General features: G+C 48.7%; 1 protein-coding gene. It reads left to right on the top strand.

The genetic code is table 11. The features are described 5' to 3' along the window. Positions 1–230, top strand: a 230-nt coding sequence (locus tag SB658_RS28115; RefSeq protein WP_410603895.1) for a helicase-related protein, incomplete at both ends; no start/stop codon positions are given.

The raw sequence follows: 230 nt of genomic DNA, 5'->3' as shown, positions 1-230 counted from the left end.
AGCGTTTTCTTAACGATCAGATACAAGTGATGGTAGCTACGTCCGCTTTCGGAATGGGAATCGATAAGAGCAACATCAGGTTTGTTTTACACGCGCAGATTCCGAAAGATATGGAGAGCTATTACCAGGAAGCCGGACGGGCCGGGCGCGACGGTCTTAACAGCGAGTGTGTGCTCTTATTTTCGCCGCAGGATATTATGGTGCAGCGTTTTTTAATAGACCAATCGGCC

The organism is Bacillus sp. SIMBA_008 (assembly GCF_046535495.1).
Lineage (GTDB): Bacteria > Bacillota > Bacilli > Bacillales > Bacillaceae > Bacillus > Bacillus subtilis.
The sequence above is the reverse complement of the archived record's forward strand: the minus strand, read 5'-3'. Positions and strand labels throughout refer to the sequence as shown.